Origin of the sequence: Pseudomonas nitroreducens TX1 (genome assembly GCF_000313755.1) — a bacterium.
In the GTDB taxonomy this organism is placed as follows: Bacteria; Pseudomonadota; Gammaproteobacteria; order Pseudomonadales; family Pseudomonadaceae; genus Pseudomonas; species Pseudomonas nitroreducens_A.
Genome location: NZ_AMZB01000056.1, coordinates 1 through 13,654, shown reverse-complemented (window position 1 = coordinate 13,654; position 13,654 = coordinate 1). Strand labels below are relative to the sequence as shown.

Below are 13,654 nucleotides of genomic sequence, written 5' to 3'. Positions count from 1 at the left end.
AAAGCTGCGCACACGCGTATCAGAAATCTGTACGCAATCTAGTAGCCGAAGGTCTCACCCAAAGCAACTGAAAAGGACAATTCACATCTATTTTTGTATACATTTTTTCAAACGATAGTTTGACCCAGCGTTCAGGTTTTCATCGAAAGCCGCGAAATAGAAGGCTTTTAACAAAAAATGACCGCTCAGTCCCTCGTATACAACCCGTCTTGACCTTCATCGAATTGCCTGCCTAGAATCGCCTCAACTTTTGTACACAATCAATATAAGAACCGAGGAACAAAATATGGCCAGAATGAGAGCAATCGAGGCTGCCGTACTTGTCATGCGTCGCGAAGGCGTGGATACCGCCTTCGGCGTACCGGGCGCCGCCATCAACCCCATGTATGCGGCCATGAAGAAACTCGGTGGCATCGATCACGTCCTGGCCCGCCACGTGGAAGGCGCCTCGCACATGGCCGAGGGCTACACCCGCACCAACGCCGGCAACATCGGCGTGTGCATCGGCACCTCCGGCCCTGCCGGCACCGACATGGTCACCGGCCTCTACTCGGCGTCCGCCGACTCCATCCCGATCCTCTGCATCACCGGCCAAGCCCCCCGTGCGCGCATGCACAAGGAAGACTTCCAGGCCGTGGACATCACCAGCATCGTCAAGCCGGTCACCAAGTGGGCGACCACCGTGCTGGAGCCGGGCCAGGTGCCCTACGCCTTCCAGAAGGCCTTCTTCGAAATGCGTAGCGGCCGTCCCGGCCCGGTGCTGATCGACCTGCCGTTCGACGTACAGATGGCCGAAATCGAATTCGACATCGACGCCTACGAGCCGCTGCCGGTGAACAAGCCCAAGGCCAGCCGCGCCCAGGCCGAGAAAGCCCTGGCCCTGCTCAACGACGCCGAGCGTCCGCTGATCTGCGCCGGCGGCGGCATCATCAACGCCGATGCTTCCGACAAGCTGGTGGAATTCGCCGAGCTGACCGGCGTACCGGTAGTCCCGACCCTGATGGGCTGGGGCACCATCCCGGACGATCACCCGCTGATGGCCGGCATGTGCGGTCTGCAGACCTCGCACCGCTACGGCAACGCCACCGTGCTGGAGTCGGACATGGTGTTCGGCATCGGCAACCGCTGGGCCAACCGCCACACCGGTTCGGTCGACGTCTACACCGCGGGCCGCAAGTTCGTCCACGTGGACATCGAACCGACTCAGATCGGCCGCGTCTTCACCCCGGACCTGGGCATCGTTTCCGACGCCGGCTCCGCGCTGGAAGTTTTCCTCGAAGTCGCCCGCGAGTGGAAAGCCGCCGGCAAGCTCAAGGACCGCAGCGCCTGGGTGGAATCCTGCCGTGAGCGCAAGCGCACCCTGCAGCGCAAGACCCACTTCGACAACGTGCCGGTCAAGCCGCAGCGCGTCTACGAAGAGATGAACGAGTTCTTCGGCAAGGACACCTGCTACGTCAGCACCATCGGCCTGTCGCAGATCGCCGGCGCGCAGTTCCTGCACGTCTACAAGCCGCGCCACTGGATCAATTGCGGCCAGGCCGGCCCGCTGGGCTGGACCATTCCGGCTGCCCTGGGCGTGGTCAAGGCCGACCCGAGCCGCCAGGTCGTCGCACTGTCGGGCGACTACGACTTCCAGTTCATGATCGAGGAACTGGCCGCCGGTGCGCAGTTCAACCTGCCGTACATCCACGTGCTGGTGAACAACTCCTACCTGGGCCTGATCCGCCAGGCGCAGCGCGGCTTCGAGATCGACTACTGCGTGCAGCTGGCCTTCGACAACGTCAACGCCCCGGAACTCAATGGCTACGGCGTGGACCACGTCGCGGTGGTGGAAGGCCTGGGTTGCAAGGCGATCCGCGTATTCGACCCGAACCAGATCGGCGCGGCCTTCGCCCAGGCTCGCGAGCTGATGCAGCAGCACCGTGTACCGGTGGTGGTCGAGGTCATCCTGGAGCGCGTCACCAACATCTCCATGGGTACCGAGATCAACGCGGTCAACGAGTTCGAAGAGCTGGCCCTGAAAGGCGTCGACGCGCCGACGGCCATCTCGCTGCTCGACTGATCAGCCGGACCGAACGACTCCTCCCCTCGGGGAGGAGCTTGGGGGTGGACATTTCCTGGCGGGGAGTCCCCCACCCCCTGCTCTCTTTCTTGAAGAAGCCGAGCACCACGCACCACCCGTTCAACAGGAGTGACCCCATGCCCCGTTTCTGCGCCAACCTGTCCATGCTGTTCACCGAGGTGGACTTCCTCGACCGTTTCGAAGCCGCCGCACGCGCCGGTTTCAGCGGTGTCGAGTACCTCTTCCCGTATGACGTCGAGGCCGAGGTGATCAAGGCCCGCCTGGACGCCAATCAGCTCGAGCAAGTGCTGTTCAACCTGCCTGCCGGCGACTGGTCGAAAGGCGAGCGCGGCATCGCCTGCCACCCGGACCGCGTCGAGGAATTCCGCGCCGGCGTCGACAAGGCCATCGCCTACGCCAGGGTGCTGGGCAACACCCAGGTCAACTGCCTGGCCGGTATCCGTCCGCAGGGCCATGACTGCGCGACCATCGAGAACACCTTCCTGAACAACCTGGAGTACGCGGCGGGCAAGCTCGAAGCTGCGGGCATCAAGCTGGTCATGGAGATGATCAACACGATCGACATCCCCGGCTTCTACCTGCAGAACACCCAGCAGGCCCAGGACATCCGCGAGAAGGTCGGCAGCGCCAACCTGTTCCTGCAGTACGACATCTACCACATGCAGATCATGGAAGGTGACCTGGCGCGGACCCTCGAGAAGAACCTCGCCTCGATCAACCACGTGCAGCTGGCCGACAACCCCGGCCGCCACGAGCCGGGCACCGGCGAGATCAACTACCGCTTCCTGTTCGACCACCTGGACCGCATCGGCTACCGCGGCTGGGTCGGCTGCGAATACAAGCCCAAGACCACCACCGAAGCCGGCCTCGGCTGGCTGAAGAGCCACAACGTCATCTGATTCGCCGGCCGGCGCGTTGGGTACGCAGCGCGCCGGCCAGCCCAACAAGAACAACCAGGAGAATTCCTCATGGCCAAAATCGGATTCATCGGCACCGGCATCATGGGCCTGCCCATGGCGCAGAACCTGCAGAAAGCCGGTCACCAGATCTTCGTTTCCACCCACCACGATGCCGCCCCGGCGGCCCTGGTCGAAGGCGGCGCCGTCGCCCTGGCCAACCCCAAGGAAGTCGCCCAGGAAGCCGAGTTCATCATCGTGATGGTCCCGGACACCCCGCAAGTGGAAGACGTGCTGTTCCGCAAGGACGGCATCGCCGAAGGCGTGGGCCCGAACAAGGTGGTGATCGACATGAGCTCGATCTCCCCCACCGCCACCAAGACCTTCGCCGAGAAGATCAAGGCCACCGGCGCGCAGTACCTGGACGCCCCGGTTTCCGGTGGTGAAGTCGGCGCCAAGGCCGCGTCCCTGAGCATCATGGTCGGCGGCTGCCCGAATACCTTCGAACGCGCCCTGCCGCTGTTCCAGGCCATGGGCAAGAACATCACCCGCGTCGGCGGCAATGGCGATGGCCAGACCGCCAAGGTGGCCAACCAGATCATCGTCGCCCTGTACATCCAGGCCGTCGCCGAAGCCTTGCTGTTCGCCGCCAAGAATGGCGCGGACCCGGCCAAGGTGCGTGAAGCGCTGATGGGCGGCTTCGCCTCCTCGCGCATCCTCGAAGTGCATGGCGAGCGCATGGTCAAGGGCACCTTCGATCCGGGCTTCCGCATCAGCCTGCACCAGAAGGACCTCAACCTGGCGCTGGCCGGCGCGCGCGAACTGGGCCTGAACCTGCCCAACACCGCCAACGCCCAGCAGGTGTTCAGCACCTGCGCGGCCATCGGCGGCAGCAACTGGGACCACTCCGGCCTGATCAAGGGCCTGGAGCACATGGCCAACTTCTCCATCCGCAAGGACTGAAGAGCAGGACGTAGGGCGCATAACGCCAGCGGCGTTATCCGCCAAGGAGCAAGCTGACGGGCCAGGTTATGGGAGTGGCCTGGCCCGCCACGCTGCAAAGCGCTTCGAACACCCGGCCGTTGGGAATCACGGCCCCGCCGGCCGGGGTGTTCGATTCCATCGCTGAGTCTTCTTCAGAAAGAAGCCTGAGCCATGGAACACCACAACAAGAATCATCGGAGCCTGACATGAGCCTCGACCCACGCGCCTTCCTGCGCGAGCTGTTCGACACCGCCATCGCCGCCGCGCATCCGGCCCAGGTACTGGCGCAGCACCTGCCCACCGACAAGGGCGGCCGCACCATCGTGATCGGCGCCGGCAAGGCCGCCGGGGCCATGGCCGAAGTCGCCGAGAAGCACTGGAAGGGTGACGTCCAGGGTCTGGTGGTGGCGCCTTACGGCTATGGCGCCGAGTGCCGCAGCATCGAAGTGGTGGAAGCCTCGCACCCGGTGCCGGACGACGCCGGCGAACGCGTCGCCCGTCGCGTGCTGGAGCTGATCAGCGGGCTGACCGAGAACGACCGGGTGATCTTCCTGCTCTCCGGCGGCGGCTCCGCCCTGCTCGCCCTGCCGGCCGAAGGCATCAGCCTCGACGACAAGCGCAGCGTGAACAAGGCCCTGCTCAAGTCCGGCGCCGCCATCAGCGAAATGAACTGCGTGCGCAAGCATCTCTCCGCCATCAAGGGCGGCCGTCTGGCACGCGCCTGCTGGCCGGCCAGCGTGTACACCTACGCGATTTCCGATGTGCCCGGCGACGAGGCCACGGTGATCGCCTCCGGCCCCACCGTCGGCGACCCGACCACCTCGGCCGACGCCCTGGCGATCCTCAAGCGCTATGCCATCGACGTGCCGGCGAACGTGCGTGCCTGGCTGGAAGACCCGCGCTCGGAGACCGTCAAACCCGGTGACGAATGCCTGTCGCGCAGCCACTTCACGCTGATCGCCACGCCCCAGCATGCCATCGACGCGGTGGCTGCCAAGGCCGAAGCCGCCGGCATCCCGACACTGATCCTGGGCGACCTGGAAGGCGAGTCCCGCGAGGTGGCCAAGGTCCACGCCGGCATCGCCCGGCAGATCCGCAAGCATGGCCAGCCGCTGAAGGCGCCGTGCTTGATCCTCTCCGGTGGCGAGACCACCGTGACCGTGCGCGGCAATGGCCGTGGCGGACGCAACGCCGAGTTTCTCCTCAGCCTCACCGCCGACCTCAAGGGTGAACCGAACATCTGGGCCCTGGCGGGGGACACCGACGGCATCGACGGCATGGAAAGCAACGCCGGTGCCCTGATGAGCCCATGCAGCTACAGCCGCGCCCTCAAGGCCGGCCTGAACCCGCTGCACGAGCTCGACAACAACAACGGCTACGGCTTCTTCGCCGAACTGGGCGATTTGGTGATCACCAAGCCGACCCGTACCAACGTCAACGATTTCCGCGCGATCCTGGTCCTCGACAAATGACTCCTGACAAGAAAGTAAAAATTCTCGCGACCCTGGGCCCGGCGATCAAAAGCCGCGACGACATCCGCGCGCTGGTGGAAGCCGGCGCCAACCTGTTCCGCCTGAACTTCAGCCATGGCGAGTACAGCGACCACGCCCAGCGTTTCGCCTGGGTGCGCGAAGTGGAAGCCGAACTGAACTACCCCATCGGCATCCTCATGGACCTGCAAGGGCCGAAGCTGCGCGTGGGTCGTTTCGCCGACGGCGCAGTACAGCTGCAGAAGGGCCAGACCTTCACCCTCGATCTGAACGACGCCCCGGGCGACGACAAGCGCGTCACCCTGCCCCACCCGGAAATCATCCAGGCGCTGGAGCCGGGCATGAGCCTGCTGCTGGACGATGGCAAGATTCGGCTGCAGGTGCTCAACGCCCACAGCGACGCCATCGAGACCCGCGTGATGAACAGCGGCGAGCTGTCCGACCGCAAAGGCGTCAACGTACCCGAGGCCGTGCTCAAGCTCAGCCCGCTGACCGCCAAGGACCGCCGTGACCTGACCTTCGGCCTGGAGCTGGGTGTGGACTGGGTCGCGCTGTCCTTCGTACAGCGCCCCGAAGACATCGAGGAAGCCCGCGAGCTGATCGGCGACAAGGCCTTCCTCATGGCCAAGATCGAGAAGCCTTCGGCGGTGCAGTCCATCGAAGCCATCGCCAGGCTGTCCGACGCGATCATGGTCGCCCGCGGCGACCTGGGCGTGGAGATGCCCGCCGAGAGTGTGCCGGGCATCCAGAAGCGCATCATCCAGGTCTGCCGCCAGCTCGGCCGCCCGGTGGTGGTGGCGACCCAGATGCTCGAATCGATGCGCTTCTCCCCGGCGCCGACCCGCGCCGAGGTAACCGATGTGGCCAACGCCGTCAGCGAAGGCGCCGACTGCGTGATGCTCAGCGCCGAGAGCGCCTCGGGCCAGTACCCGCGCGAATCGGTCGAGATGATGGCGAAGATCATCCGCCAGGTCGAAGCCGAGCCGGATTACCAGGCGACGCTGGAGATCAACCGCCCGGAGCCGGACGCTACCGTTTCCGACGCCATCAGCTGCGCGATCCGCCGGATCAGCCGCATCCTGCCGGTGGCAGTGCTGGTGAACTACACCGAGTCCGGCGCCTCGACCCTGCGCGCCTCCCGCGAACGGCCCAAGGCACCGATCCTCAGTCTCACCCCGCAACTGAAATCCGCCCGCCGCCTGACCGTGGCCTGGGGCGTCCATTCGGTGGTCAACGCGCAGCTCGCCCACGTCGACGAGATCTGCTCCACCGCCCTGGACATCGCCCTGGCCCAGCGCATGGCGCGCCGTGGCGACACGGTGGTGATCACCGCCGGCGTGCCCTTCGGCCAGCCGGGCAGCACCAACATGCTGCGCATCGAGACGGTGGCGCCGGCGCTGGAGGTTTGATGCAGGCCTGAGAGCCCCTCTCCCCGACCCTCTCCCGCAAGCGGGAGAGGGAGCTTGAGCGGCAGCAGGCGAACGCCAGAGTCGCCAGCGATCCCGAACTATCCCCTCTCCCTTCAGGGAGAGGGGTAGGGAGAGGGGAGCCACAGGAAAAACCACCGAGTTCAGGAGCCACGCGCCACCGCGTGCCTCCGCACCGAGTCACTCCCGGACGGACGGGGCCGGGAATACGGGGCCGCGTCCCCGTCCGTCCGGGTTTGACCTTGTTCCTCAGTACATCAATACCGAATGCTTGTCGGTCCATGGCCCCCACGCAGCAACTCCCAATGCTGGCCATGGATTTTCGAGGTTGTTCGCGGCGATCCCGCGGACAGCCTCTTTTCTTTTTCCAGACCCGTGGCGCCGCCCCGTATGGCGGCGTCACAAGGTTCTCACGCAGCGCCCGCCGATGGGGCCTTGATGCCCTACAACCAACGAGGCGCTGCGGAGTCACTTTCAACTGCCCAGACCCAAAATGCCCCTGAACAAATTCGCCTCCACCCGGCTGATCGGCTTCGGCCAGATCTACCTGCAGGCCGACGCCCGTTTCGGCCTGATCCTGCTGCTGACCATCGCCTGGTCCGCGCCGCAACTGCTTCCCGGCGCGCTACTGGGTACATTGCTCGGCCCGCTCACCGCGCGCTTCGTGCGTGAGCCGCAGACAGACATCGACGCAGGCCTGCACGACTACAACCCGATCCTCATCGGCCTGTTGCTGCCCTTCCTGTTCCAATGGTCCCTGGGGCTGGTGATGCTCTGCGTCGCCGCAATCCTCACCAGCGTCGCGGTGCAGGCGGTGCTGCTGCGCCAGTCACGCCGACGCTTCGGCCTGCCGGCCTACACCTCGGCCTTCGTGCTGCTGGGCTGGGTGTCCGGCGCGCTGGGCAAGGCCATCGGCCTGGTGCCGGCGGCCGGCGCCAGTTGCCTGTCGTGTGGGGCAGTGAACCCGCTGCTGGACTCCTCCGCACTGGGCTTCGGCGAAGTGATCTTCCTTGGCGAGCCGCTCGCCGGCCTGACCATCGCCCTCGGCCTGCTGCTGGCAGATCGCCGCGCGGCGCTCTGGGCACTGATCGGCGCAGCAGGTGCACTGTTCATCGCTCCGCTGTTCGACCTGCCCGCCTCCTCCGCCCAGGCTGGCCTGCTCGGGTTGAATGGTGCGCTGGCCGGCATCGCCCTGTCGCTGCGCTTCCGCAGCCCGCTGGCTCCGCTGTGCGGCATCGTCCTGGCCGTGCTGCTGCAACCGTGCTTCGCGCTGATCGGCCTGCCCGCCTTCACCGCGCCCTTCATCCTCGCCTGCTGGCTGGTGATCCTCGGCCAGCGCGCGCTGCAAGCACTGCTGTCCGATCCGCGAAGGGAAAACAGCGGCCCGCGTGTATAGTCGAGGGCCCTTTTGCGGCGACGGATCGCACCGATGAACTTCGTGAAATACCAGGCCCTGGGCAACGATTACCTGGTCTACGCGGGCGACGCACCGTTCGCCCTCACCGCCGCGCAGATCGGCCGTGTCTGCGACCGCCACCACGGCGTCGGCTCCGACGGCATCCTGGTGGCGAACCACAGCGATGCCGCCTTCGGCCTGCGCATCCTCAACCCCGACGGCTCCGAAGCGGAGAAGAGCGGCAACGGACTGCGCATCTTCTCCCGCTACCTCTGGGACTGTGGGCTGGTGGCGGATAAAGCCTTCGACATCGTCACCGCCGGTGGCATCGTCACCAGCCAGGTGTACGACGAGGGCCGCACCGTGGAGGTGTCCATGGGCCGTGCCGAGTTTGCCTGTGCGCGGGTTCCGGTACTGATCGATGCCCCTGAGGCGTTGGACTACCCGTTGGAAATCGACGGCGTGGCGCTGAAGATCAACGCCGTCTCCATGGGCAACCCGCACTGCGTGGTGTTCGTCGAACAGACCAGCCGCGAGCTGGCCTGTCGCCTCGGCCCGCTACTGGAAAACCATCCACTGTTCCCCAGGCGCAGCAACGTGCAGTTCGTCCAGTGGCTGTCCCGCAACGCGCTGCGCGTGGAAATCTGGGAGCGCGGCGCCGGCTACACGCTGTCCTCGGGCACCAGCAGCTGTGCCGCCGCTTCGGTGGCGCGCAAGCTCGGTCTGTGTGACGAGCACATTGACCTGCACCTGGCCGGCGGTCGCCTGGAAATCCGCGTCGAGGACGACTTTAAGGTGACCATGCGCGGCGCCGTGCAGCGGGTCGCCGGCATCGACCTGGACCCGGAATCCTTCGCCGGCCTCGGCTGAGTTGCCGCCTTTTCCCAAGGCAACCGGCATGGATCAATGCCGGTCTGCCCACGCTCGCCCACACTGCGGCGTAACGTCCGCCGAGTAGCTCAATCGACGGGTAACCGCGCATTTCCCGGATGCAGACGGCATAATCCGCCCCCTTCCGCATCCGGCCACGGGTGCGTTCCCCTCATTTACGCAGCGAAAGACGTCATGACTCTTCCAGCTCCCACTCTCCTGCAGCGACTCCAGCGCACCAGCCTGGTCATGCGCATATTCATCGGCATGCTGCTGGGCATCGCCCTGGCCCTGGTCTGGCCGGAAGCAGCCCGCGCCGTCAGCCTGCTCGGCAACCTGTTCATCTCGGCACTGAAGGCTGTGGCCCCGGTCCTGGTACTGGTGCTGGTGATGTCCTCCATCGCCAATCACAAGCAAGGGCAACGCACGCACATCCGCCCAATCCTGCTGCTGTACCTGCTGGGCACCTTCGCGGCCGCACTGGTCGCGGTAGCCGCCAGCTTCGCCTTCCCTTCCACCCTGGTACTCAAGGCCGCAGCCACGGCGGACGCCACGCCCCCCGGCGGTATCGGCGAAGTGCTCAACACCCTGCTGTTCAGTATCGCCACCAATCCGGTGAAGGCGCTCCTGGAAGCCAACTTCATCGGCATCCTCGGCTGGGCCGTGGGCCTGGGCATCGCCCTGCGCTACGCACGCCCCGCTACTCGCGAGATGGTCGAAGACCTGGCCAACGGCGTGACACTGATCGTCCGCGTGGTCATCGCGTTCGCCCCGCTGGGCATCTTCGGCCTAGTCGCCAGCACCCTGGCCGAGTCCGGTTTCGATGCGCTGCTGGGCTACGTGCGCCTGCTCGCCGTCCTGCTGGGCTGCATGCTCTTCGTGGCCCTGGTGATCAATCCGCTGATCGTCTTCGTCAAGCTGCGCCGCAATCCGTACCCACTGGTGTTCACCTGCCTGCGCGAAAGCGGGGTCACTGCCTTCTTCACTCGCAGCTCGGCGGCCAACATCCCGGTCAACCTGCAGTTGTGCGAACGCCTGGGCCTGCATGAAGACACCTACTCGGTGTCCATCCCGCTGGGCGCCACCATCAACATGGCCGGCGCCGCCATCACCATCAGCGTGCTGAGCCTGGCGGCGGCCAACACCCTGGGCATCGCCATCGACCTTCCCAGCGCCCTGCTGCTCTGTGTCGTCGCCTCGCTGTGCGCTTGCGGCGCTTCCGGCGTGGCCGGCGGCTCGCTGCTGCTGATCCCGCTGGCCTGCGGCCTGTTCGGCATTTCCAGCGAAATCGCCATGCAGGTCGTGGCGGTGGGCTTCGTCATCAGTATCCTGCAGGATTCGGCCGAGACCGCGCTGAACTCCTCCACCGACGTGCTGTTCACCGCCGCGGCCTGCATGGCCGAGGGCGACATGGACGAGCCGCAGGCTGGCGAGCGCGCCTGACCCTCCCGCCGGGGCGAACTCCGCCCCGGCTCCCTCCCGCAGAGTTCACCGTTCGTCGGCCATCCCGGCGCGTCTTTTCCGCGCTCAACCCGTTCCTCCCGCCCGCTTCGTCATAAGCAGCATGGACGGGCGCCATGGTGGCGTTCCGCAGTGCCGGCCGCCTTCCAGGCCGCGAGGTGAGCACATGCCCTTTCGATTCCATCCTCTGATACTCGCCATGGCCGGCGCGCTGGCCAGCACCTCGCTGCTGGCCGCGCCGCAGGTGGCCGACAGCCGCATCAGCGCGGTCACGGTCTACACCGACCGCGCCATCGTCACCCGCACCGCCACCCTTCAACTGCCGGCCGGGCAACACGAGATCGCCCTGGAACAGTTGCCCCTGCGCATCGACGACAACAGCCTGCAGGCCTCGCTCAGCGCCAGCGCCGCCGCGACCCTGCTCGACGTCAGCAGCGCGCCGCAGGTTTCGCCGCCCTCCGAGGACAATCGCCTGCAACAGCTGGACACGCAGCTGCGCGACCTCGCGCGACAGGAGCGCGAGATCAGCGACCGTGGCAGCGTGCTGGAAAACCAGAAACAGTTCCTCGCCGACATCCAGGCCAGCAGCACCAAGCCGGGCAAGAACCAGGCACTGCCGAGCATTGACGAACTGAAGAACCTGCTGCAGATGAGCGAGGGCAACCTCGGGCGCATCCTCGACGAACAGCGCAAGCTCGACCAGCAGAGCGAGGAACTGCAACAGCGCAAGCAGGAGCTGGAGAGCCAGCGCAGCCATCTGGCCGGGGACGGCACCCACTACAAGCGCGCGATCCTTCGCGTGGCACTGGAGAAGCCGGCACAAGTCCAGTTGCAGCTCAGCTACACGCTGTACGACGCCTCCTGGCGCCCGGCCTATGACGCCCGCCTGCGCGACGGCGAGGACAAGATCGAGATGACCTACCAGGGCATCGTCCGGCAGAGCAGCGGCGAGGACTGGACCGACGTCGACCTCACCCTGTCCACCGCCCGCCCCAACCTGGGCAGCAACGTGCCGGCGCTCTCGCCGTGGTTCGTCGACACCTTCGACCCGCGCACGGTGATGGCCGCCAGACCCGCCCCGGCGCCAGCCGCACCGATGATGGCCCTGGAGGCTAAGAAGGCCCAGCGCTTCGCCGCCGACGAAATGGCCGTGGCCGGCTCGCTGGAAGAGATGCCCGTCGCCGTCGCTGAAGTCAGCGGTGCCACCACCAGCGCTTCCTTCCATATCCCGACCCGCGCCACGCTGAACAGCGACGGCAGCTCGCAGAAGGTCGCCATCGCCCAATTCAAGCTGCCGGCAACCTTCCGCTACCTGGCCACACCGTCGCTGCGTGAAGCCGCCTACCTGCAGGCCGACACCCGCAATGCCAGCGACTATCCGCTGCTGCCCGGCACCCTCAACACCTACCTGGGCAACACCTTCGTCGCCAGCGGCCAGTTGCGCGCGGTGATGCCGGGCGAGACCTTCGAGCTGGCCCTGGGCGGCGACGAGGCCATGTCGATCAAGCGCAAGCTGGTCAACCGCTACACCGACTTCACCGGCCTCACCGGCGGGCGCAAACGCGTCACCTACGAGTTCCGCATCGACGCCCAAAACAACCACAAGACCGAGCAACGCTTGCAGTTCAAGGACCAGTTGCCGGTCTCGCGCAATGAGCAGATCAAGGTGGCGCTGCTGGAGCCCGAAGGCCAATCCGTCGCCCGCGAGGACGACGGCAAGCTGCTGTGGGACTGGCAGCTGAAGCCGGGCGAGAAACGCAGCACGACCTTCAAGTTCAGTGTCGAGTATCCGAAGGAGCTGGAAGTCAGCGGACTGGACTGAGGCCGCAGGGGCAGTCATTGCGCAGGTTCATGAAACCCGGCGACAGAATTGAAAGCGGCGTGCGGGAGGGGATCGCGAGCCCTGCTCCCCGAATAAGCAAATAGCCTTTAAGTATTTAAGTGGCATATAACCTGTCGGCATAATCGACACCCAACAACACTGCCAAAAGGAACTGCTCGTGAAACGTCTGTTCAGCGCCTCGCTGCTGGCCGCCTGCCTCGCCCTGGCCTCCGCCGCCCAGGCCGCCCAGCCCCTGCTCAACGTCTCCTACGACGTGATGCGCGACTTCTACAAGGACTACAACGCCGCCTTCCAGAAACACTGGCAGGCCGAGAAAGGCGAGAAGATCACCCTCCAGATGTCCCACGGCGGTTCCAGCAAACAGGCCCGTGCGGTGATCGACGGCCTGCCGGCCGACGTCATCACCATGAACCAGGCCACCGACATCGATGCCCTGGCTGACAATGGCGGCCTGGTGCCCAAGGACTGGGCCACCCGCCTGCCGAACAACAGCGCGCCGTTCACCTCTGCCACCGTGTTCATCGTGCGCAAGGGCAACCCCAAGGGCCTGAAGGACTGGAACGACCTGGTGAAACCGGGCGTGCAGGTCGTGGTGCCGAACCCGAAGACCTCGGGCAACGGCCGCTACACCTACCTCTCCGCCTGGGGCTACGCGCAGAAACATGGCGCCGATGAAGCCAAGGCCAAGGAATTCGTCGCCCAGCTGTTCAAGAACGTCCCGGTACTGGATACCGGCGGCCGCGCAGCGACCACCACCTTCATGCAGAACCAGATCGGCGACGTGCTGGTGACCTTCGAAAACGAAGCCGAGATGATCGCCCGCGAGTTCGGCCGTGGCGGCTTCGAAGTGGTCTACCCGAGCGTCTCCGCCGAAGCCGAGCCGCCGGTGGCCGTGGTCGACAAGGTAGTCGACAAGAAAGGCACCCGCGCCGAAGCCGAGGCCTACCTGAAGTACCTGTGGTCCGACGAAGGCCAGACCATCGCCGCCAACAACTACCTGCGCCCGCGCAACCCGCAGGTGCTGGCCAAGTTCTCCGACCGCTTCCCCAAGGTGGACTTCTTCTCCGTGGTGAAGACCTTCGGCGACTGGCGCACCGTGCAGAAGACCCACTTCGCCGACGGTGGCGTGTTCGACCAGATCTACACCCCGAACTGATTGGGGATACCTGCTTCCAACAACGAAGCCGGAGCTGCCCAGCAGCTC

General features: G+C 65.7%; 10 protein-coding genes. All 10 read left to right on the top strand.

The features are described 5' to 3' along the window. Nucleotides 1-286: 286 nt before the first annotated feature. The 10 genes from gcl to C167_RS0101235 all read left to right on the top strand — a co-directional run bounded on the left by gcl (nt 287) and on the right by C167_RS0101235 (nt 13,606). Nucleotides 287-2,062: a glyoxylate carboligase gene (gene gcl, locus C167_RS0101285; protein WP_026078723.1), complete on the top strand. Its 1,776-nt coding sequence runs from the start codon at nt 287-289 to the stop codon at nt 2,060-2,062. 137 nt (nt 2,063-2,199) lie between these two features. Beyond that, nucleotides 2,200-2,982 carry a hydroxypyruvate isomerase gene (gene hyi, locus C167_RS0101280; protein WP_017516473.1) on the top strand — a complete coding sequence of 261 codons (783 nt, stop codon included), beginning with the start codon at nt 2,200-2,202 and terminating at the stop codon, nt 2,980-2,982. 69 nt (nt 2,983-3,051) lie between these two features. After that, nucleotides 3,052-3,942: a 2-hydroxy-3-oxopropionate reductase gene (locus C167_RS0101275; RefSeq protein WP_017516472.1), complete on the top strand. Its 891-nt coding sequence runs from the start codon at nt 3,052-3,054 to the stop codon at nt 3,940-3,942. 227 nt (nt 3,943-4,169) lie between these two features. Beyond that, nucleotides 4,170-5,435: a glycerate kinase type-2 family protein gene (locus C167_RS0101265; protein WP_017516470.1), complete on the top strand. Its 1,266-nt coding sequence runs from the start codon at nt 4,170-4,172 to the stop codon at nt 5,433-5,435. Further along, complete coding sequence (pyk, locus tag C167_RS0101260; protein ID WP_017516469.1) at nt 5,432-6,862, top strand: pyruvate kinase; 1,431 nt, start codon at nt 5,432-5,434, stop codon at nt 6,860-6,862. Before C167_RS0101265 ends, pyk begins: the two co-directional genes overlap by 4 nt. Before the next feature lie 511 nt (nt 6,863-7,373). Beyond that, entirely contained in the window at nt 7,374-8,276 is a 903-nt protein-coding gene (locus C167_RS0101255) for an urea transporter (protein WP_017516468.1), read from the top strand. A gap of 33 nt (nt 8,277-8,309) precedes the next feature. Further along, nucleotides 8,310-9,146 carry a diaminopimelate epimerase gene (gene dapF / locus C167_RS0101250; RefSeq protein WP_017516467.1) on the top strand — a complete coding sequence of 279 codons (837 nt, stop codon included), beginning with the start codon at nt 8,310-8,312 and terminating at the stop codon, nt 9,144-9,146. Nucleotides 9,147-9,341: 195 nt separating this feature from the next. Then, nucleotides 9,342-10,589 (top strand): serine/threonine transporter SstT, encoded by a 1,248-nt coding sequence (gene sstT, locus C167_RS0101245; protein WP_017516466.1) that lies wholly within the window; start codon nt 9,342-9,344, stop codon nt 10,587-10,589. 184 nt (nt 10,590-10,773) lie between these two features. Beyond that, nucleotides 10,774-12,429: a mucoidy inhibitor MuiA family protein gene (locus tag C167_RS0101240; RefSeq protein ID WP_235154271.1), complete on the top strand. Its 1,656-nt coding sequence runs from the start codon at nt 10,774-10,776 to the stop codon at nt 12,427-12,429. Nucleotides 12,430-12,607: 178 nt separating this feature from the next. Beyond that, complete coding sequence (locus tag C167_RS0101235; protein WP_017516464.1) at nt 12,608-13,606, top strand: sulfate ABC transporter substrate-binding protein; 999 nt, start codon at nt 12,608-12,610, stop codon at nt 13,604-13,606. Nucleotides 13,607-13,654: the final 48 nt, after the last annotated feature.

What these genes read in the sequence shown, in the direction of transcription:
- hyi (WP_017516473.1), top strand. Translation starts at nt 2,200, where the DNA reads ATGCCCCGTTTCTGCGCCAACCTGTCCATGCTGTTCACCGAGGTGGAC.
- C167_RS0101265 (WP_017516470.1), top strand. Translation starts at nt 4,170, where the DNA reads ATGAGCCTCGACCCACGCGCCTTCCTGCGCGAGCTGTTCGACACCGCC.
- gcl (WP_026078723.1), top strand. Translation starts at nt 287, where the DNA reads ATGGCCAGAATGAGAGCAATCGAGGCTGCCGTACTTGTCATGCGTCGC.
- C167_RS0101255 (WP_017516468.1), top strand. Translation starts at nt 7,374, where the DNA reads ATGCCCCTGAACAAATTCGCCTCCACCCGGCTGATCGGCTTCGGCCAG.
- pyk (WP_017516469.1), top strand. Translation starts at nt 5,432, where the DNA reads ATGACTCCTGACAAGAAAGTAAAAATTCTCGCGACCCTGGGCCCGGCG.
- dapF (WP_017516467.1), top strand. Translation starts at nt 8,310, where the DNA reads ATGAACTTCGTGAAATACCAGGCCCTGGGCAACGATTACCTGGTCTAC.
- sstT (WP_017516466.1), top strand. Translation starts at nt 9,342, where the DNA reads ATGACTCTTCCAGCTCCCACTCTCCTGCAGCGACTCCAGCGCACCAGC.
- C167_RS0101240 (WP_235154271.1), top strand. Translation starts at nt 10,774, where the DNA reads ATGCCCTTTCGATTCCATCCTCTGATACTCGCCATGGCCGGCGCGCTG.
- C167_RS0101275 (WP_017516472.1), top strand. Translation starts at nt 3,052, where the DNA reads ATGGCCAAAATCGGATTCATCGGCACCGGCATCATGGGCCTGCCCATG.